The sequence below is a fragment of the Tenacibaculum discolor genome (genome assembly GCF_003664185.1).
Lineage (GTDB): Bacteria > Bacteroidota > Bacteroidia > Flavobacteriales > Flavobacteriaceae > Polaribacter > Polaribacter discolor.
In genome coordinates, this window is record NZ_RCCS01000004.1 from 565828 (window position 1) to 582687 (window position 16860).

The 16860-nt window shown below is 31.7% G+C and carries 20 protein-coding genes; 9 read left to right on the top strand and 11 right to left on the bottom strand.

Annotation, left to right across the window (positions count from 1 at the left end):
* Window positions 1–2 precede the first annotated feature (2 nt).
* The 8 genes from C8N27_RS03165 to C8N27_RS03200 all read right to left on the bottom strand — a co-directional run bounded on the left by C8N27_RS03165 (window position 3) and on the right by C8N27_RS03200 (window position 6504).
* Complete coding sequence (locus tag C8N27_RS03165) at window positions 3–476, bottom strand: TspO/MBR family protein (protein ID WP_121146238.1); 474 nt, start codon at window positions 474–476, stop codon at window positions 3–5.
* Window positions 463–1164, bottom strand: a complete 702-nt coding sequence (locus C8N27_RS03170) for a lycopene cyclase domain-containing protein (protein WP_167444715.1) — start codon at window positions 1162–1164, stop codon at window positions 463–465. The genes C8N27_RS03165 and C8N27_RS03170 overlap by 14 nt, the downstream gene beginning before the upstream one ends.
* Complete coding sequence (locus C8N27_RS03175; protein WP_206512795.1) at window positions 1161–1616, bottom strand: sterol desaturase family protein; 456 nt, start codon at window positions 1614–1616, stop codon at window positions 1161–1163. The genes C8N27_RS03170 and C8N27_RS03175 overlap by 4 nt, the downstream gene beginning before the upstream one ends.
* The gene (locus C8N27_RS03180) at window positions 1613–2059 is read right to left on the bottom strand and encodes a hypothetical protein (RefSeq protein ID WP_121146240.1); all 447 of its coding nucleotides are present in this window, start codon (window positions 2057–2059) and stop codon (window positions 1613–1615) included. Before C8N27_RS03180 ends, C8N27_RS03175 begins: the two co-directional genes overlap by 4 nt.
* On the bottom strand, window positions 2056–2898 hold the full coding sequence (locus C8N27_RS03185; protein WP_121146241.1) for a phytoene/squalene synthase family protein: 843 nt from the start codon (window positions 2896–2898) through the stop codon (window positions 2056–2058). The genes C8N27_RS03180 and C8N27_RS03185 overlap by 4 nt, the downstream gene beginning before the upstream one ends.
* Window positions 2882–4363 (bottom strand): bifunctional phytoene desaturase/3,4-desaturase, encoded by a 1482-nt coding sequence (locus C8N27_RS03190; protein WP_121146303.1) that lies wholly within the window; start codon window positions 4361–4363, stop codon window positions 2882–2884. Before C8N27_RS03190 ends, C8N27_RS03185 begins: the two co-directional genes overlap by 17 nt.
* Window positions 4364–4441: 78 nt before the next feature.
* On the bottom strand, window positions 4442–5398 hold the full coding sequence (locus tag C8N27_RS03195) for a fasciclin domain-containing protein (protein WP_121146242.1): 957 nt from the start codon (window positions 5396–5398) through the stop codon (window positions 4442–4444).
* 212 nt (window positions 5399–5610) lie between these two features.
* Entirely contained in the window at window positions 5611–6504 is an 894-nt protein-coding gene (locus C8N27_RS03200; RefSeq protein WP_121146243.1) for a MerR family transcriptional regulator, read from the bottom strand.
* Between the two features lie 111 nt (window positions 6505–6615).
* Here C8N27_RS03200 and C8N27_RS03205 point away from each other — a divergent pair, with 111 nt between their 5' ends.
* Window positions 6616–7566 (top strand): GSCFA domain-containing protein, encoded by a 951-nt coding sequence (locus tag C8N27_RS03205; protein ID WP_121146244.1) that lies wholly within the window; start codon window positions 6616–6618, stop codon window positions 7564–7566.
* A gap of 11 nt (window positions 7567–7577) precedes the next feature.
* Here the strand turns inward: C8N27_RS03205 and C8N27_RS03210 are convergent, their stop codons facing one another.
* Both C8N27_RS03210 and C8N27_RS03215 read right to left on the bottom strand, forming a co-directional pair.
* A complete protein-coding gene (locus C8N27_RS03210) occupies window positions 7578–7859 on the bottom strand; it encodes a rhodanese-like domain-containing protein (protein WP_099216052.1) in 282 nt (93 codons plus the stop codon).
* Between the two features lie 34 nt (window positions 7860–7893).
* On the bottom strand, window positions 7894–9651 hold the full coding sequence (locus tag C8N27_RS03215) for an aromatic amino acid hydroxylase (protein WP_121146245.1): 1758 nt from the start codon (window positions 9649–9651) through the stop codon (window positions 7894–7896).
* Window positions 9652–9766: 115 nt separating this feature from the next.
* Here C8N27_RS03215 and C8N27_RS03220 point away from each other — a divergent pair, with 115 nt between their 5' ends.
* From C8N27_RS03220 to C8N27_RS03245, 7 genes are all read left to right on the top strand, one after another.
* Entirely contained in the window at window positions 9767–10534 is a 768-nt protein-coding gene (locus C8N27_RS03220) for a M48 family metalloprotease (protein ID WP_121146246.1), read from the top strand.
* A gap of 73 nt (window positions 10535–10607) precedes the next feature.
* On the top strand, window positions 10608–10763 hold the full coding sequence (locus C8N27_RS15840) for a hypothetical protein (RefSeq protein WP_167444716.1): 156 nt from the start codon (window positions 10608–10610) through the stop codon (window positions 10761–10763).
* 113 nt (window positions 10764–10876) lie between these two features.
* The gene (locus tag C8N27_RS03225) at window positions 10877–11098 is read left to right on the top strand and encodes a hypothetical protein (protein ID WP_121146247.1); all 222 of its coding nucleotides are present in this window, start codon (window positions 10877–10879) and stop codon (window positions 11096–11098) included.
* Window positions 11099–11193: 95 nt separating this feature from the next.
* The gene (gpmI, locus tag C8N27_RS03230; RefSeq protein WP_121146248.1) at window positions 11194–12711 is read left to right on the top strand and encodes a 2,3-bisphosphoglycerate-independent phosphoglycerate mutase; all 1518 of its coding nucleotides are present in this window, start codon (window positions 11194–11196) and stop codon (window positions 12709–12711) included.
* Window positions 12712–12722: 11 nt separating this feature from the next.
* Window positions 12723–13253, top strand: a complete 531-nt coding sequence (locus C8N27_RS03235; protein ID WP_099215749.1) for a thioredoxin family protein — start codon at window positions 12723–12725, stop codon at window positions 13251–13253.
* A gap of 29 nt (window positions 13254–13282) precedes the next feature.
* Window positions 13283–14101, top strand: coding sequence for a type I methionyl aminopeptidase (gene map / locus C8N27_RS03240; protein ID WP_099215748.1), 819 nt, complete (start codon window positions 13283–13285; stop codon window positions 14099–14101).
* A gap of 3 nt (window positions 14102–14104) precedes the next feature.
* A complete protein-coding gene (locus C8N27_RS03245) occupies window positions 14105–14875 on the top strand; it encodes a class I SAM-dependent methyltransferase (RefSeq protein ID WP_121146249.1) in 771 nt (256 codons plus the stop codon).
* On the opposite strand, the gene C8N27_RS03250 is transcribed toward C8N27_RS03245, so the two are convergent.
* Window positions 14872–15843, bottom strand: coding sequence for an FAD:protein FMN transferase (locus C8N27_RS03250; protein ID WP_241210174.1), 972 nt, complete (start codon window positions 15841–15843; stop codon window positions 14872–14874). The two genes, C8N27_RS03245 and C8N27_RS03250, sit on opposite strands and share 4 nt — an antisense overlap.
* A gap of 129 nt (window positions 15844–15972) precedes the next feature.
* Here C8N27_RS03250 and C8N27_RS03255 point away from each other — a divergent pair, with 129 nt between their 5' ends.
* Window positions 15973–16821, top strand: a complete 849-nt coding sequence (locus tag C8N27_RS03255; protein WP_121146251.1) for an OmpA/MotB family protein — start codon at window positions 15973–15975, stop codon at window positions 16819–16821.
* The last annotated feature ends 39 nt before the right edge of the window (window positions 16822–16860 follow it).

Genomic DNA, 16860 nt, shown 5'->3' on the forward strand with positions numbered 1-16860 from the left:
ATTTAATTGTTTAATACGATGTATGCGTTGAGACTAGTTGCAATCGTCATCCATATTAGATATGGAAGAATAAATAGTGTATACCATTTTACTTTTTTTAAATACTCAAAAGTGAAATAACCTACGAGTATCCACAATAAAGCGATTACTACTAAACCTAGTTTTGTTAAATGTTGATTGAAGAAAATATAATTCCAGCTTACATTTAAAATCCATTGGTCTATATATAAAATGAGTACTTTTTTGTTTAAAAATTCATGTTGAAAACTCACTCTAGTCATATATACAGAAAACAATACCATAATGGTTGTCCATGCTGCTCCAAAAACCCATCCTGCCGGTGTCCATGGAGCTTTGTTTAAAGATAAGTACCAATCTGTTCTTGGCCCTTCGTTCATTAACCAAGCTCCAATAGCTAAAGCTGAAAAATTAGCTATTAGGAATATTAAAAATCGTATGTATTTATTTTCTTTCAAGTTTTTTTCTTTTTAAAGAATTGAAGATTAACTGTACTGAAAACAACATTGTAAATGCATAAAAAATGTCTTCAAAGGGTATGGTGAAAATTCTAAATCCTAAGTTTTCTGAGTTGTTATACCAAACAACTGGTTCTTCTATAAAGCTTCCTGTTAAAATTCCATTAACGATTAAGAAAGGAACTAATATTACCAAGAAGCTTGGATAATATTCTTGTAACGTATTCAAATGATATTTTAACGCATAGCCCAACAGCAATAAGAATAGCATAAAGTTAACTGTTGTATACCACTTTCCGAAGTTAAAAATCAATAATAAACTCACTAAAACTATGAGTAAAAAGCTTATGATTACTGTCATTGACTTTGACATTTTAAACTTTGGAAATAAAAATTTTAATGCTTCATGTGTAAATAAACATGCATAGGGTATACAAAAGAAGAACATCCATTCTTCTATTGGCATATGCAGTAATTTTAAGGATAAATGGTAATCAGGGTTAAAACCCCACACTCCTATTTGCGTAAACCAACTGTCCCAAATCAAAAAAAACAAGGCGACTAATAAAATACTAAGCGCTGCTTGTTTGAAATATTGTATAAAGTGTAATTTTTTTTCAAAAACACTATATAATAGCGGAATACTTAAACTACCTAGGTTTAATATTAGATACAAATACTGACTCACTGTCTTTTATTAAAGTATTTAAAGGGCACAAACAACATACCGAAACATTCTCCGTCGTGTTTTCCCAAATGTTTGTGATGAATTTTATGTGCTTTTCGTAATCCTTTTAAGTATTGGTTATTTGTTTTGTCAAACCACTTAAACCTTCTATGAATTAATACATCGTGTACCAAAAAATAAGCAATACCATAAAATAATATTCCCAGACCTATGAAAAACAAAACATTTAATTCTGGATGAATTCCAAAATAAAAAAGCAACATACTGGGAATAGCAAAAACCACGAAAAAGGCATCGTTTTTTTCAAACACATGTGGATATCCTGGTTGATGATGATCTTCATGTAAATACCATCCAAAACCATGCATTACATATTTATGAGTACACCAAGTAACTCCTTCCATAACAATAAATGTTAGTGCAGTAACTGCTATGTAAATTACTATATTCATAATGATGTATTGTTAATTATATATGTATGTAAATAATTTGTACTGTCTTTTTTTTGGAGTGCTTCTTTTAAAAACTGTTTATCTTTTTTTATAGACGATTTATATCCTAAAATACTTGGTGTATTTTCTTGTATTACTAAGCGAACATATCTTAAATGAATATTGTTAGGATTCTTTGAAATTAGTGTTTCTAGTTTATTTTTTTCTGTATTAAAAACTTTCAATTTACTCCACGGCATCATTTTATATTTTGCCTGCTTCATCTGTAAAGAAACTACATAGGCTTGTATACTTACTTCTTTACTGTTTTTATATTTTTTTATGTAAGATAATTCTGCTTCTTTAGTAGCTAATTCATGGTATTCTACAACAAAATTAGGTGCATTATTGAAGCCTATAATCGACATAAAAAACAGTACTCCTAAGATACCACTTTTTATCATATTAAATTCAATTTATACCTTACATAACTTCTTGCTAGAAGATTAATTTTCATAGGGTTTGAAATTCGAATTCTAGTATCCATAATTTTTGTTGAAGGCGTATCTTGCAGTTTCTTTAATAACTTTTTATAATACCTATACGCCATGTAAACTCCGAATTTTGCTTCAACTGGTAGCTTTAAAATACCATTTTTATAAGCAAAGTCAAAATCGTCTTCTATTTCTTTAATAATTGTATTTTTTCCTTCCGCACTTAAATCTCCAAAATTGATGTTTGGAAAATAAGACCTATTCAATTCGTTAAAATCTTCTTTCAGATCTCTTAGAAAATTTACTTTTTGAAACGCTGATCCTAAACGCATTGCAGGCTCTTTTAGCTCCTCATATTTTTGCTGATTTCCATTTACAAAAACCTTTAAACACATTAATCCAACAACATCTGCAGAACCATAGATATATTCATTATACTCTTCTGTAGTTGTATATTCTGTTTTGTACAAATCAGCTTTCATACTTTTTAAAAACGATTGTACTAAATCATCAGAAATTTTATACTTATTTACAGTATGTATGAAAGAGTTTAGAATAGGATTTAAACTAATTCCTCTATTCTTAGATTCATAATAATCTCTTTCAAATTTTAACAGTAATTGCTCTTTATCATATTTATGAAAAGAGTCTACTATTTCATCTGCAAAGCGTACAAAACCATAAATATTATAAATATCAGTACGTATTTTGGGTGATAACATCTTCGTGGCTAACGAAAATGAGGTGCTATACTTTTGAGTTACTAACTTACTACATGCGTAAGAAACCTCATCAAATAATTGTTTCATCTTTGTACGTTTTTAAAATTAAATCTGAAGCTATTTTTCCTGAAATTAAAGACGGAGGAACTCCTGGTCCTGGTACTGTTAACTGTCCTGTAAAAAATAAATTCTTTACTTTTTTACTTTTTATCTTGGGTCTTAAAAATGCTGTTTGCGTTAAAATATTTGCTAAACCATAGGCATTTCCTTTATATGAATTATACTCCTTTATAAAATCATTTACACAGAAGCTTTCTTTAAACAACACGTGCTCTTTAACGGATTGATTTGTTAATCTTTCTAACCTCTCTATTATAATGTTAAAATAGCGCTCTCTTAACTCTGGAGTATCTTCTATACCTGGCGCTAATGGAATTAAAAAAGTAGCAGCTTCTTTTCCATTAGGCGCAAAAGAACCATCTGTTATTGAGGGAAAGCTCGCATAAAACAATGGTTCTTTTGGCCAACTGGGAACATCATATATTGTTTTTGCATGCACATCAAAATCTGTATCAAAAAACAGTGTATGGTGACATACATTTTTTAATTTCTTATCAAACCCCACATAAAAGAGTAATGATGAAGGCGCAAATGTTTTTTTATCCCAATAACTTTCTGAGTACTGTCTTAAATATTTAGGAAGTAATGTTTCTGTATGATGGTAATCTGCACCGCTTAACACTATATCAGATTCCATTAGTTTTCCATCTACCGCAACACCAATTGTATCTCCTTTATCATTTACTACAATCTCTTCAACATTTGCATTAGTTTGAAACGCTACCCCTAAACTAGTGGCTAGCGTGGTCATAGCCTCAATTACCTTATACATACCTCCTTTTGGGTGCCATGTACCCAAGCCAAAATCAGCATAATTCATAAAATTGTAAAAAGCAGGTGTATTACTAGGCTTTGCACCTAAAAACAATACTGGGAACTCTAAAATTTGAATCAGCTTCTTACTTTTAATTTTCTTTCTTACTTCATGTCTAATTGTAGAGAAAAACTGAAATATTTTACTCATAGTAACCGGAGTTACTAATTCTAAAGGAGAAACACCAGGTTTATAGACTAAATCATTTATAGAAACATCATAATTATATTTTGCCGATTTTAAAAAAGACTTCAGGTGTTTTGAACTTCCTTTTTCTTCTTTTTCAAAAACCTCATAAATCTCTTCTAGTGTTCCTGGAATTACAATTGAATCATTTATTCCAAAATATACTTCATAAGCCGGATTTAATCTTTCTAACTCGTAGTAATCTGATGGCTTCTTACCGAAATCTCCAAAAAACTTTTCAAAAACATCTGGCATCCAATACCATGTAGGACCTATATCAAAAGTAAACCCTTCTCTCAATAATTGTCTTGCTCTCCCACCAATGGTAGCGTTTTTTTCTAACACAGTTACTTCATAGCCAGCCTTGGCTAAATAACATGATGCAGACAAAGAAGAGAATCCTGAACCTATTATGTATACTTTTTTTTTCAAATTATTTCTTATAAATATAATTAAATTAATTACGAGTGAAAAAATGTTCTCACTCGTAATCAACATATTACTATAAAACTAAGGTAAAAGAACACTATCTACTACATGAATTACTCCATTAGTTCCTTGCACATCGGTTAAAGAGATTACAACAGATTGCCCTGAACTTGTATCTAATTTTGCTCCGCTAGATAAATCAACTGTAACTATACTGCCATCAAACATTGTAATTTCTTGATCGTCGCTTAATTCATCTGACTGCACATTTCCTCCCGCAAACACATGATACTTTAATACTGCTTCTAATGTTGCAATAGGAATATCTGCCAATGAACTCCAAGAATCATTACTATCTAACAATGCTTGAAATGCATCATTTGTAGGAGCAAAGATTGTATATGGTCCATCCTCTTTTAATAAAGAAACAAAATCTGTAGTATGACGGCTATCTGTTAATGCTGCTACCAAAGAAGTAAAACCACTATTGTTTAACGCTAAGGTCACTACATTAGCTGGTAACATTACTTTATCTATTGTATGTATAACTCCGTTTGAAGCCATAACATCTGTAGCAATTGGTTTTGAATCTCCATTAAACTCCACTGCTCCATCAACTTCTACTTGTAATGACAACATCTCATTATTTGGACCTGTTGATAAGGTATTCACATAAGTATTAGATAAATCTGCCGCTTTTACTTCACCACTTATCACATGAAATAACAATACCGACTTTAGTGTTTCTACTGGAATATCATCTAATGAATTCCATGAGTCATTACTATCTAGCAACGCCTGAAATGCTGCATCAGTTGGAGCAAAAACAGTATAAGGCCCGTCAGCTTGTAATGCTGATACTAAATCAGCTTTTTGCAAAGCTGCAACCAAAACACTTAAATTAGAATCTGCAACTGCTACATCAACTATATTCTTTGGTTTTTCTATTACTGGGTCATCATCACTACATGATGTTAATAAACCAAAACTTAAAAACAAACCCAAAAACAACACCGAGGTCAAATTCTTTACTTTCATAATTTCACACTTTAAATTATTGCTTACTCTTAATTTTTTATAGTCTACTTTTCAGCTTCGGTAGACTTTGTTTATTTTATACAGAAAAACATTAAACAAAATTAATTTCATTAAAAAAATATGTCTTGAAAATCAAAACATTAGTCAAAATTACACTTTTTGTTTAACAAAAACAAATAAAAAATAAACAAAATTAAATTGATCAAAAAAAATTAGAACTGATTTAAAAATATTTTAAGGGAAGAATACACTGTTATTTTAGCTTTAAAATCTACATTATCAACAGCCATCGCTTTGCTTCCTATAGCAATCAATTCATGGTTAGTGTTTTCAAGTACAGTTTCAATTTCTGAAAAATATTCTTCTACTTTATCATCGTAAGGCTGAACAGTCATAGATGTAACAAAACAAACTTTCGATTTACTTTTAAAAAAACAATCTAAATTATCTAAAGGCAGACTTTGCCCTAAATAAATCGTATTATACCCTCTTAGTATAAGCTCATAATTTAGGTACATCAATCCTAATTCATGAATCTCATTTTCAGGTAAAAATAACACATAGCTCATTTCTGAATTATTATTAGAATACTCTAACTTCTCTATGTTTATTTGAATTTTTTGGACAATTAAATTCGAAATAAAATGCTCATGCGCTGGCAACAACGTGTCTGTTTGCCACAACAATCCTATATGATTTAAAAAAGGCACAAAAACGTCTTTGAAGATTTCTCTAAACGTTTTTCTTTTAAGCAACCTGTTGTAAGCATTATTAAATAACGTTTTATCAAACTGAAACATTGCCAACTTAAAAGAGTTTATTGCTTCATCATTTACAGCCATTTTAAAAGCCAACTCTCTAGCTTTTAAAACGATTGTATCATCAGACATTTCAGCTATTTTAGAAATCTTTATATTGTTTTTATTCAACAACACTACATTAAGCAACTTCTGTAAGTTCTCAGAAGAATAATAACGAATATTTGTATCTGTCCTATCAGGTGATAACAGATTATATCGTTTCTCCCAAATTCGAATAGTATGGGCCTTAATTCCTGAAATATTTTCCAGGTCTTTAATTGTGAAAGTAGATTTTATATTGTTCAATTTATTCTGAATTCTTTTGAACAAAGATACAAATTTTCATAAACTACGAACTTATAGTGCTTCTTATGAATATTTTATACTTATTTTTGATAGTTATTTTTCTTAAAAATCATGAATTTTCAGACACAAATACCACTTACAAAACAAAAACATAATCAAATTAGTTATCAATCCAAATTATTATTGCTTGGTTCTTGTTTTTCTGAAAATATTGGTAATAAACTTGATTATTATAAGTTTCAGTCAAAACAAAATCCTTTTGGGATTTTATTCCACCCTAAGGCTATTGAAAATTTAATTATAAAAGCCCTAAACAAAGAAAAATATACTGACAAAGATGTTTTTTTTCACAATGAACGCTGGCACTCTTTTGAAGCACATTCAAGTTTAAGCGCTATAAATAAAAATGAATTATTAAACAGCTTAAATTTATCCATACAACAAACTTTTGAGCAACTACTAAACACCACACACCTTATCATTACACTAGGTACCGCTTGGGTATATCGAGAAATCACCTCAGACACTATAGTTGCTAATTGCCACAAAGTTCCTCAGAAAAAATTTTTAAAAGAACTATTAAGTGTTGACGAAATTTCTGAAAGCTTAAAAGCTATTAACTCTCTTGTAAAATCAGTTAATAAAAACATATCGGTTATTTATACAGTATCACCTGTTCGTCATCTTAAAGATGGTTTTACAGAGAATCAACGAAGTAAAGCACATTTACTTTCAGCTATTTATGAAGTAGTAGAACCAAGGAGTGCTATTTACTATTTTCCTTCGTATGAAATTATGATGGACGAGCTACGTGATTATCGTTTTTACAATGAAGATATGATTCACCCGAACCAAACAGCTATTAATTATATCTGGGAAAAGTTTAAAGAGGTTTGGATTGCGGAAGGTTCATATCAAACCATGCAACAAGTTGACACCATTCAAAGAGGATTAAACCACAAACCCTTTAATCCAAACTCTGAAGCACATCAATTATTTTTAAAAAAGCTACAACAAAAAAAGGAAACACTTTTACAAGCATTTCCTTTTATAAATTTTTAATCTTTATATATTTATTTTACTAAATATTGATCTACATTTTGCCATGGACCACCGTTGATTACATCAACCCCATGGTTTTGTAAAAACTGTGCTGCTTGCCCGCTTCTACCTCCACTTCTACATACTGCAATTACTGGTTTATCCCACGATTTAATTTCCTCTACATTTGTAGGAATCGTAGCTAACACAATATGCTTAGCTCCTTCGCTATGCCCTTCATTCCATTCCGCTAAAGTTCTTACATCTAATACAATCGCTCCTTTAGCTAAATATTCCTGTATTTCGTTACTCATATTCTTCTTTCTAAATAAATTAAATAATCCCATTTTATACTTCTTGGTAATTTTCCAACAAAAGTAAACCGTTTTCTATTAACGTAGTGTAACTCTTGTTACTTTTCATGTTTTCAAGATATTCACGTAACGTTTGTTTTATTGAAAAATTGTTTAGTGTTGCCAATTCTAACAATTCTAACGGCAACAACCAATCATTTTTAAACTTCGAATTTACTTCTGTAAAAATTTCCTCAATGTCTTCCTCAGAAACCATACCACCCTCTCTTAACTCTCTTACTCTGTCATACAAACTATATAACTTTCTATCTGAATCAGAATACTGAATTTTGTGCGTTTTAGTTTCCGATACTTTTCCTACATCTCCAAATGAAGCTACATCAGCAGATCCAGCAAAAGCCGACACTACCTCAACACCAACTGCCATATCATACACTCCCCAATCTGGGTAAAACAACAATGTGTCACCATGAGTTACAGTACAGTTTTTAAAAGAAATCAATAAAATTCTACCTCTTAAATCTCTTGTTCCTGTAATAACTTCTCCAACTACTTTTACCCCTCCTTCAAATTCCAATGTAACTTGTTCTCCTTCGTAAATTCCATAAGCTTTCAAATCACGTGGACTCATGTTTTCTATCGGGATATTAATTCCTTTTAACTTTCCTATTGGACTACCAAAACCTTCAGCATGATAATTTATACCGTGACCTATTAACTCTTCATCTCTATTTGCTAAGGCAGTAGGTCCTGTAGTTTGTACATATATAGCTTTATTATTCTCATCCGTTATTACATTTGTAAAAACACCCGATACCTGAATACCAGTACTCAACTCAATAGTTCCTAAATTTTTAGAATCTATTAGTTTTTCTATTCCTTTTAATCCTCCAGTTCGTATCGCCATTTTATTAGCAAACTGTTCCAACACCAAACTTAAATGAGCAAAATCTGGCGTAACAAATAATTGAGGTTGAGGTTTTGTAATATCAAAGCTTACATTTGCAGCATCTAATGTATATGGAACTTTTTCTACTTCATCTTTCATACACCATTTACTCTCTCCTATAGAAGATAACAATCCAGCTCCATAAATTTTCGGATCATCAAGAGTTCCTATCAATCCATACTCAACCGTCCACCAATGTAGATTTCTTATTTGAGCCATTTCTGAAAGCTCTCCCATATTATCTTGCAACCACTCCACTTTTTCTTGCGCTTCATCAATTTCTTTTTGAGTAGAATTTGGATCTTCTTTTAGAATAGATAATAAACGAATGGCTTCATACATTTCGTAATCTTTAGCTGAAGAAATCGCTTTTGCTCCAATTTCTCCAAAACGACGTAAATACTCAGCATATTCTGGGTTTGCGATAATTGGTGCATGCCCTGCAGCTTCATGAATAATATCAGGAGCAGGCGTATATTCAATATGATCTATAGTACGCATGTCAGACGCAATCACTAACACGTTGTATGCTTGGAACTCCATAAAAGCATTTGGTGGTATAAAACCATCAACAGATACTGCTGCCCAACCTATTTCTTTTAAAATACGGTTCATTCCTTGCATATGAGGAATTTTCTCTACTGAAATACCTGTTTTTTTCAATCCATCTAAGTACGAAGCATGCGCTACTTTCCCTAAATAATCTACGTTCATACGCATTACATAACGCCATACTGCTTGGTTCTGAGCAGTATATTCATCGTACGGTTGTTTTACCACAAATTTATGTAAGTGCTTGGGTAACTTCTTAGTAACTTCGTTTAATTCAAAGTGAGGCTCCATAATGTTGTTTGTTTTGCTGTGTAAATTTAAGTTTTTTATAGTTCACAAAAAATTGATATCCGTTAAATTATATATTTTGTACTTTTACTTTCGGGACTAATAAAACAACTTATTGATGAAAATTAAAGGAGGCTTAAAAACTCGTTTACTTATAGGTATAGCTATAGTTGCTTTTGCTTATTTACGTAAATGCAGTCAACAAGAGGTAAACCCTTACACAGGAAAAACACAAGCAGTTAGCTTATCTCCAGAACAAGAAATCGCTATCGGACTACAACAAGCTCCTGTAATGACTCAACAGCATGGAGGTTTATACCCTAACAAAAATGCTCAAGCACTTGTAGACAAAGTTGGTGCAAAACTTATAAACAACACTGTAGCTAAAAAATCTGGCTATCAGTTCGATTTTCATTTATTAAGAGACGAAAAAACTATTAATGCTTTTGCTTTACCAGGCGGACAGGTTTTTATTACTCATGCCCTGTTTTCTCAATTAAAAAACGAAGATCAATTAGCAGGAGTTTTAGGGCATGAAATTGGTCATGTTTTAGGAAAACATTCTAATGAACGAATTACTGATGCAAATTTTTGGAAACTTTTAACCATGGGAGCTTCTGTTGGTGCTGATTTAGGACAATTAGCTAATAGTATTGGACAACAAACTTTATTAAAGAACGGTCGTGGAGATGAACTAGAAAGTGATGAATTAGGCGTAAAATTAATGATTGATGCGGGTTATAATCCTGAAAACTTAATTGGCGTAATGGAAATTTTAAAAGCTGCAGCAGGACCAAATAGAATTCCCGAATTTCAAAGTACACATCCTGATCCTGAAAACAGAATTGAGAAAATTAAAGAGGCTATTCGTAAATATGGAAAGTAATATTATCCTTTTGCTTTTTGTAACATCTAACTAATTAAATATACAAATAGATGTATCCTAAAATTAATTTGCTATGAGTTTTGGTTTTGGTCCAGCATCAGAAATGAACAAAACTGTTCAACACCTTAAAAGAAACAAACCTAATACATTAAAAAAATTAGGTCAACTTACCAATGAAAATAATTACACTATAACGGATAAAAAAGCCTCTCAAAAACAACTTAAATGAAATAAGAAAAAAAGTAAAGAAAGAAAACCAGAAAGCTTTACTTAAAAAAATATTGTTTTTCACTCTTTTTCTTATTCTTTTAATTTACTTTATATACTTTTAAAAAATTTGCTATGAGTTTTGGTGGAGCGGTATCTGCAATGATAACCAGTTTAAAAAACAATAAAAGAAAAAGAGTTAGTGCTTTTGATAAACTAGAACGGTTTCAAAAAGAAAACAGTGATAAATTATATTTTGATAGGTGTGCTAACAAAAAGGAACTTGATAAAATACGCCTACAAACCTTAAAGAAAATAAAACTCAATACATTAAAAATAACATTGGCATCCTCATAATCTTCTTTATACTAATATACATTGCTTTTGTTTTTGTGAATTCCTAAAATATTCCCCAAAAATCTTTCTTACTTTTGCAGTGCAACACACAACAAATGAACAAGAAAGTAATTTTAATGATTTTGGATGGATGGGGAATTACCCAAGATCCAAAAGTATCGGCCATATACAACGCTAAAACCCCATTTATAAATTCGTTATACGATAAATTCCCACATGCACAGTTAAGAACTGATGGCGAACATGTTGGTTTACCTGTAGGACAAATGGGAAATTCAGAAGTTGGGCATATGAACTTAGGTGCTGGTAGAATTGTATATCAAAACTTAGCTAAAATCAACAAGGCTGTAAAAGAGGGGACTTTGGCGCAAGAAAAGGAACTTCTAAATGCTTTTGAATATGCAAAGGCAAACAATAAAAATGTTCATTTTTTAGGGTTGGTTTCTAATGGAGGAATTCACTCTCATATTGACCACCTAAAAGGATTGCTATCTGCAGCTAACAATGTTGGTTTAGATAACGTATACCTACATGCTTTTACTGACGGACGTGATTGTGATCCAAAATCAGGGAAATACTTCATCAACGACATTCAAGAACATATGCATAAAACCACAGGTGAATTGGCTACAATTACCGGTCGTTACTATGCTATGGATCGTGATAATCGTTGGGAACGTGTACAACTTGCTTACAATGCCTTAGTTAAAGGAGAAGGCTCTTTTTCTTCGGATGCTTCAACTAGTATTCAACAAAGTTATAATACAGACGTTACCGATGAGTTCATTAAACCAATTGTGATGGTTAATGAAGATGAACAACCAAAAACCACAATTAAAGAAGACGACGTTGTTATTTTCTTCAATTTTAGAACCGATAGAGGGCGTCAGTTAACAGAAGCTTTGAGTCAAAAAGATTTTCCTGAGTTCAACATGAAGAAATTACCATTGTATTTTGTTACTATGACAAACTATGATGACACGTTTAACAAAATTCATGTTATTTACGACGGAAAGAACATTGAAAACACCTTGGGTGAAGTATTAGAATCGGCAGGGAAAAGTCAAATAAGAATTGCTGAAACAGAAAAGTATCCACACGTAACTTTCTTTTTCTCAGGCGGAAGAGAAGAAGAGTTTAAAAGAGAAAAACGTTTACTATGTCCATCTCCAAAAGTAGCTACTTATGATTTAAAACCTGAGATGAGCGCTTATGAGATTCGAGATGCTATTGTTCCTGAACTACAAAGCGGTGATGTAGATTTTGTGTGTTTAAATTTTGCAAATGGTGATATGGTAGGACATACTGGTGTATTTGAAGCTGCTGTTAAAGCCTGTGAAGCGGTTGATGATTGTGTAAAAGATGTAATTACCACAGCACTAGATAACGACTACACTACTATTTTAATTGCAGATCACGGAAACTGTGAAACAATGATTAACCCAGACGGAACACCACATACAGCCCATACTACAAACCCAGTGCCTATGATTTTAATTGATAAAGAATTAAATTCAATAAAAAGTGGTATTTTGGGCGATGTTGCTCCAACTATTTTAAAACTAATGGGCGTTGAACAACCTGAAGAAATGACACAACATTCGCTTATTTAAAAATAAACCTTATGAAAAAAATCGTATACTTTTTTGTAACCCTACTTATTGTTTCTTGTGCGTCAACACCCAAGAACTTGGCAACAAAAAACGAAAATGGAAATTTAGTTGGTATTGCCACCAAAAAAGACTTTCAACAAGAACCATATGGAAGTGATTGGTTCAACGATTTTTATTCATATTACGAAACAGACAAGGGTACCGTAGAAAAGCTAAAACCATACTTAAAAGATATAAAAATAAAAGGTTTTATGGGAACTTGGTGTGGAGACAGTAAAAGAGAAATCCCTAATTTTTATAAAATTTTAGACGAAGCAGAGTTCGACTATAAGAACCTTGAATTGGTTACTGTAAACCGTCAAAAAAAAGCCAACGGACTAGAAGAAGGCTTTAATGTAATTAGAGTTCCAACCTTTATATTTTATAAAGATGGAAAAGAAATTGGTCGTTTTGTAGAACATGCTATTGAAGATAGCTCAGTTGAAGAAGATTTCTTAAAAATACTATCTGGTCAAGAATACAAACATCCATATCAAAAATAACTGTAAATTTGCGCCTCAATATTTTTACCATGATTAAACCAAAAACTAGAGAAGAAATTGAATTAATGCGCGAAAGTGCTTTAGTAGTATCAAAAACTTTAGGTATGCTTGCTAAAGAAGTAAAACCTGGAGTTACTACATTGTATCTTGATAAACTTGCCGAAGACTTTATTCGTGAGCAAGGTGCCATTCCTGGTTTTTTAGGCTTGTATGATTTCCCAAACACTCTTTGCATGAGTCCAAACTCACAAGTAGTTCACGGAATCCCAAATAACACACCTTTACAAGAAGGTGATATCATTTCTATTGATTGTGGCGCTATAAAAAATGATTTCTATGGAGATCATGCCTATACGTTTGCTGTGGGTGAAATTGCTCCTGAAACTCAAAAACTACTTGACGTTACTAAAGAGAGTTTATATGTAGGTATTCGTGAATTTAAAGTAGGAAATCGTGTTGGAGATGTAGGTTTTGCTATTCAAAACTTCACAGAAAAGCATGGCTATGGTGTTGTTCGTGAATTAGTAGGTCACGGATTAGGACGCAAAATGCATGAAGATCCTGAAATGCCTAATTACGGACGCAGAGGTCGTGGTAAAAAATTCATAGAAGGTATGGTAGTAGCCATTGAACCTATGACCAATATGGGAACTCATAAAATCCGTCAACATAGTGATGGATGGACAATTACTACTTTAGACGGAAAACCATCTGCACACTTCGAACACGATATAGCTATTATTGACGGTAAACCTGAGTTATTATCTACCTTTAAGTATATATACGATGCATTAGGTATTGAAAGCAACGAGGAAGATGAATTCAGACAACAACCATTAGTCATATAATTTGTGTCTTTATTTAAAGTAATACTAAATACAATTCCAAGACCAATATTAATTAAAGCTAGTTATTGGGCTCGCCCAGTTATTGCTTGGTGGCTAAAAGGTGATAATTTCACAGATCCTATTGATGGAAAATCATTTAAGAAATTTTTACCTTACGGGTACGGAAAACAACGTGAAAACGCACTATCTCCTTCTACCCTATCTCTAGAAAGACATCGTTTAATGTGGCTTTTCTTACAACAAGAGAGTAACTTTTTCTCCTCAGATAAAAAGTTAAAAGTATTACATATTGCTCCTGAGCAATGCTTTTTGGATGTTTTTAGAAAACAAACGAACTTAGAATATACTACTTCTGATTTAGAATCGCCTATAGCAGATGTAAAAGCAGATATTTGTGACCTTCCTTTTAAAGAAAATTCTTTTGATGTAGTATTTTGTAATCATGTATTAGAACACATTTCTGACGATACGAAAGCAATGCAAGAATTGTATCGTGTAATGAAAGTTGGTGGGTTTGGTATTTTTCAAATTCCTCAAGATTTATCTAGAGAAATTACTTTTGAAGACGATTCGATTACTGATCCAAAAGAGCGTGCAAAAATATTCGGCCAGTATGACCATGTTCGCGTATACGGTCGTGATTATTTTGACAAACTACGTTCTATAGGTTTTAAAGTTGATGAAATAGACTACACAAAAAAAATCGCTCCAGAAAAACTAGAACGATTTGCTTTAATGAAAGGCGAAATTTTACCTGTATGTTATAAAAACTAGTTAATATACTCTGCTAACTCATTTGCTTCATTGTGATATAATAACACCACTTTCAACTCTGGATGTTTCTCTAAAAACGCTTTAGTTTTCTCTAAGCCCATTGCTAAAAAAGCAGTTGCATACGCATCTACATCAGCACAATCTCCTTTTAATCTAACCGACACACTTAGCAAGTTACTTTCCTCTGCCAATCCTGTCTTTGCATTTACCGTATGCACTATCTTTTTCCCTTCAGCATTTACCTTGTACTTTCTATAATTTCCTGAAGTTGCCATTGACTCATTATCCAATTCAATTACTTTTTGAATAGAGCGTGTTCCGTCAACATTTGGTTTCTCAATAGCTACCTTCCATAATTTTCCATCTTTTGTCCCTCTAGCTCTAATCTCACCTCCTATTTCTACTAAATAATCATGAATATTTTTTGATTCTAAAAATCTTCCTACCACATCTACACCATATCCTTTAGCAAAAGCATTTACATTAAACTCTATATCTGAGCTTTCTCTATGAACTTTTCTATCCTTTAAAGAAACTTTATCAAACCCCACATGTTCCATTAAGACTGAAATTTCCTCGGTAGTTAGATTCTTTTTTTCCTTACCTGACCCAAATCCATAAGCATCAATCAACCTTCCAATTGTCGGATCAAAATACCCATCAGTTTCTTTATAAATTCTTTTTGCTTTATCAAACACTTCAACAAACATATCGTCAACCACTACCGTAGTATCTCCTTGATTTATTTTTGAAATATCTGAAGTAGGCATGTATGTTGACAATGATTTATTTACCAAAACAAACAAACTATCAATAGATTTTTGATAATTAACAGTATTCAAATAAGTTATATGATAGGTAGTTCCAAAAACCGCTCCCTGTAGCTTAGTTATATTTTCTTTTTTTTCTTCTTTACAAGCTATTACTAACAATAATGAAACTACTAAAAGCGTTATCCTTTTAATCATCTTTAAAAATTTAGTCACAAAAATAATGCTTTCACACTTCATAAAAGATTGTTAATTCTCTTTTTTGTGTCTTCATTTTTATAAATTTGCTTAACTATTAATAAATACATCTAAAAAAATCAGAATAAAATGAGAAAAGTATTTTTATTCCTTACTGCTTCAATTTTACTAGCATCTTGTGCTTCTACAAAAGAGTTAGAAGCTATTAAAGCTAAACACGAACAGACAAAAGAAGAGTTACTAGCTGTAAAAGCCAACCTAACAAAATGTCTAGTTGAAAAAGAGAACTGTGAAGACAAAGCATTTTCTTTAGAGTCTAGAGTAACAGAATTAAAGAAAGATAAAGAAAATACGTTACAACAAGTTGAAAACTTAACTGTGTTAACTAAAGGTGCTAACGACAATATTAAAGAAACATTAGCTCAATTAAGCAAAAAGGACAAATACATCAATAAAATTAGAGAAGCTGCTTCTAAAAAAGACTCTTTAAACTTAGTGGTTGCTTTTCATTTAAAAAGAGAACTACAAGACGGTATTGATGATGAAGACATTGAAGTTAATGTTGAAAAAACAGTTGTATTTATTTCAATATCAGACAAATTATTATTTAAAAGCGGAAGCTACACTATTAACGACAAAGCTTCTAAAGTGTTAGAAAAAGTTGCAACTGTAGTTAACGGACAACCTCAAATGGATGTAATGGTAGAAGGACACACAGACAACACTCCTGTTGCTGCTGGATCATCATTAAAAGATAACTGGGGATTAAGTGTATTACGTTCTACTGCTATTGTTCGTGAATTACAAGGAAAGTACAATGTAGCACCAAGTAGATTAATTGCTGCTGGTAGAAGTAGCTATGTTCCTTTAGTAGAAAACAACAGTCCTGCTAACAAAGCTAAAAACAGACGTACGAAAATTATTATTTTACCAAGATTAAATCAATTTTTTGATTTATTAGATCAAAAGGTGGAATAATTTTTTTAACATATAATTTAAAAAGCGTGCAAAAAGCAC